At 54.0% G+C, this 3,863-nt stretch carries 4 protein-coding genes; 1 reads left to right on the top strand and 3 read right to left on the bottom strand.

The features are described from left to right. Positions 1-55 precede the first annotated feature (55 nt). The 3 genes from ACYX34_RS01225 to ACYX34_RS01215 all read right to left on the bottom strand — a co-directional run bounded on the left by ACYX34_RS01225 (position 56) and on the right by ACYX34_RS01215 (position 931). The gene (locus ACYX34_RS01225; RefSeq protein WP_462074732.1) at positions 56-217 is read right to left on the bottom strand and encodes a DDE-type integrase/transposase/recombinase; all 162 of its coding nucleotides are present in this window, start codon (positions 215-217) and stop codon (positions 56-58) included. Beyond that, the gene (locus tag ACYX34_RS01220; RefSeq protein ID WP_462074731.1) at positions 218-505 is read right to left on the bottom strand and encodes an IS3 family transposase; all 288 of its coding nucleotides are present in this window, start codon (positions 503-505) and stop codon (positions 218-220) included. A 138-nt stretch (positions 506-643) separates the two neighbouring features. Beyond that, positions 644-931 carry a transposase gene (locus tag ACYX34_RS01215; protein WP_462074730.1) on the bottom strand — a complete coding sequence of 96 codons (288 nt, stop codon included), beginning with the start codon at positions 929-931 and terminating at the stop codon, positions 644-646. Positions 932-1,671: 740 nt separating this feature from the next. On the opposite strand from ACYX34_RS01215, the gene ACYX34_RS01210 reads away from it, so the two are divergent. Then, positions 1,672-3,863, top strand: a 2,192-nt coding sequence (locus ACYX34_RS01210; RefSeq protein WP_462074729.1) for a PQQ-dependent sugar dehydrogenase, incomplete at its 3' end; no start/stop codon positions are given.

Raw genomic sequence — 3,863 nt, 5'->3', positions numbered from 1 at the left:
TACCGAGCCCAACAATCAACTCGGGTGGCTTGATTTCAGGGGAGCACTACATACATTAGCAGCCGTGATCGGAATGGAGAATGACTGGCGTTCGGCTGGGCCGCTGCCACACCGCCATCAACACGGCTTGGACCATAAGCTGGCGGTCCTGCTGCGGACTCATCGACCAACCAACCACGAGACCAGAATACAAATCCAGCACGATGCAGAGATACAATCAGTGCTCCGCCGTGCGGATGTATGTATTGTCCGTTACCCATTTGGTGTTGAGGGCGGTCGCGGTGAAATCTCGCTCCATAAGATTCTGTGTCCCGGCCGGTGGGACACCGGAGGGCTTCCGTCGCCAGCGTCGTCGCTGCGGCATACCTTGTAAGCCAGCTCGGCGCATCAAGCGGGCGACCCGATGGCGGCCACAGCGCTCCCCGGCGTAGCAGAGTTCCTCCCACATCCGTGGACTCCTCAGCACACCATCGTGCTGGGTGTGTAGGTCACGCATGCGCCTCATCAACCGGGCATTCTCCGTCGTGCGCGCACTCGGCGGCCGCGTCGCCCAGCTGTCATATCCGCCTGGCCGACACCCGTCAACACCGACACATCATTCGGATGGGAAGCGTGTCGCGGCCTCGTTGGATCATCCGAAACTTCATTTCGACGCTCTCGCGAAGCACGCTGCCGCTTCTCGCAAACAATCCCGCTCCTTGGTCACCCAAACCAGCTCTCGACGCAACTGGCTCAGCTCTTCATCACGGGGTCGCCCATTGCCCACAAACGCCTGCGTGGGATGCTGCCGGTGCTCTCGTCGCCAACGCCCCAATGTCTTCGCTCCCACGCCCAGCTCGGCCGCAAGTTGGCGCACGGTCACCCTGGGGCCATCTAACATCGCCACCGCTTCCCGCTTGTACTTCGCTGAAAACTTCCGCCTCTGGATCATGACACCCTCCTGGCCCATTATGGACCTTCGATCAGGTGTCCGTAAAATCGGGGCAGAACCCATGATTTCAGATAGTCGGTAAGTGATGTTAACGAAGGGCGTAGCCGTGACCAAACATCATTATAACCATGGATTCCGAAGTGGCGTGGATTCATGCGGATACTGAGACAATGCCACCCAGTGATGGTGATGAGGAAATAAAGAACAGGAAGTCGAGGCGAAGGGGGGGCCTACTTAAGCACGAGTTGTGGCGTGATATCATTGCAGGTTATATTCTGTCTCCGAGAAATTGCAGGTAAAGTTTTGTTGCCGCTGGCCATTTCGGCACATGCTGACGAGCATCTCACCTAAGGTTTCTACAATTCGACCCTGTCCTTTGCCGTGGGCAAAGGCTCTATGTGACGACATGAACGGCAAGAAAGTAGGGATAATAGTGGTATCGATACACATGTACTTCAATGGGTATGTTTAGCATTGAATCGCTTGGGCAGTATTCTTCTAGGGAAGCTGACTCAATCATGGAAATACCTGCAGCACCCTGCCAGTACACAGCCAACACGCTCTCTTGTCTTAGACATCAGGACCGAATCCAAGAAACTACGGTCTCGCGTTCTGGTAGTTGGTTGGTATAGCATGCACGGCGGCCTCAGCCTCAAAAATAGAAGTGGTCGATACTCGCAGCTTAACCATGTGTCCAAACTGTCATAATTCATGAAAAGGGATAGACCATGCTAAATTGGATGAGCTTGTCTATTTATCCTAAGCGCTTACAGGCAAAGGTTGTAGTTATTGCCCTGATGAGCCTCCTCTATTTTGGTGTTGGATCCTTACGCCCTTTTACCACACAGGCTCAGACATTTAGTGATACTGGATTCTCCGCGGAAGTCGTTACCACTCTCCCTCAATTTCTTCCAGTGGGGGTGACATGGGCGAGTGACGGGCGGATGTTTATCTGGCAACGAAATGGCGTGATCAGGATCTACAAGAATGGCCAGTTATTGCCCACACCGTTTCTGGATATCAGCGCGAACGTCAACACCTTCGATGACCGAGGAATGCTTGGATTGGCCTTACATCCGAACTTTGCCGTCAATGGCTATGTCTATGTCATCTATGTACGGGAAAACGGCGGCGATCCAAACGACCCAAGTCCGAAGACTGAACGGCTCTCCCGGTTTATCGCGAATGCCCAAAATCCGGACGTCGCTTTGCCCAATAGTGAGACGGTCCTCATGACCATTCCCAATAACTTTCACCATCATGAGAACGGCACGTTGCGATTTGGCCCAGACGGTAAGCTCTTTGTGGGGCATGGTGAGGACACGACGGCCGACGGTGCTCAAGTATCCGCATTTGTTGCACAGGACCTCAACGATCCACGTGGGAAAATCTTACGTATCACCGAAGATGGAAACGCCCCGGGTGACAATCCCTTCGACGACGGAACCAATTCGATCAGATCGAAAGTCTATTCCTACGGCTTGCGAAACCCCTTTCGTTTCACGCTCCACCCAGTCTCAGGGGAACCCTATATCGGCGATGTAGGATGGAACACCTGGGAAGAATTTTCTCGAGGACGTGGTAAAAATTTTGGCTGGCCCTGCTATGAAGGTGTCGACCCCCAGCCTGACTACCAAAACACTTTTCCGACTCGATGTGGCCCACTGACAAGCACCGTTGTCACTCCGCCGCTTATTTCCTATCCTCACCCGGGTATTCCGGAAGCGGCAGGTGCACCATTTGTCGGGAATTCTGCTATTGGTGGACCGTTCTATACCGCGACAGCCTATCCGGATATCTATCGAGACACCTGGTTTATCTCGGACTACGCGGCTGGTTGGATCAGGCGAATGACCTTCAATCAGTTTGGCGATATGACCGGTACCGTGCCCTTCGCCACCGGACTACAGGGTCCCGTCGACCTAGAGTTAGGGCCCGATGGATTGCTCTACTATGTTGAGATTAACACGGGTCGAGTTGTTCGCGTTCGATTTAACGGGGTATCCGCGGTGGCAACAACCACACCTTCATCCGGGTACTCGCCCCTCACCGTCAATTTCTCCAGTGCCGGCTCGATTATTCCGAGTAGCACCTCAGTGTCTTATCTGTGGGAGTTCGGAGACGGTCAGACTTCGACTGCGGCTAATCCATCTCATACATATGTTTCAGCCACGGTCAAAACCTTCACAGCCAAGCTAACGATCACCGCGAGTGCGAATCAAAGCTCATCTGCGACGGTCAAAGTTACGGTTGGGAGTGTACCCCCGACGCCGACGATTCAGTCTCCCATCAATGGCACTAGCGTTTTACCTGGACAAACTGTGGCGTATCAGGGATCCGCAACCGATCCGGATGATGGGACGATTCCCTCGAGTGGGCTCAACTGGACAATCCTCTTGCATCACAACGATCATACGCACACACAAGTCTTCACCACCGGTGCAACGGGCTCAGTCGCCATTCAATATCATGGCATTGGAACGTACTCCTATGAATTTCAGTTGACTGCGACAGATTCCAGTGGTTTGAGCCGCACCGTCAGCGTGAATTTGCCGGTCCTGACCGACTCCATTCCACCATCCGATCCCTCTGGACTTGTCGCTACACCGATCGGCTCATCACAGGTAAATTTGGCCTGGACAGGGGCATCCGACAATTCCGGCTCCGTCACCTATCTCATGGAGCGGTGTCAAAACACAGGCTGCACCAACTTCGTGCAGATCGCCAGTATCGGCACGGCTAGTTACAGCGACACCACTGTGACGGGCGGTACCACCTACAATTATCGGGTTCGTGCCGTGGATAGTAGTGGGAATCAGAGTTTGAATTCCACGAACACTTCTGTGACCACCGGTGGGGGGAGTGGGAGTACCAACCTGGTGACAACCATGGGGATGAATGAAGGCAGTGGGACGACGCTGGCGGATGCCTC

This window comes from Nitrospira sp. CMX1 (genome assembly GCF_054902215.1).
The sequence above is the reverse complement of the archived record's forward strand: the minus strand, read 5'-3'. Positions and strand labels throughout refer to the sequence as shown.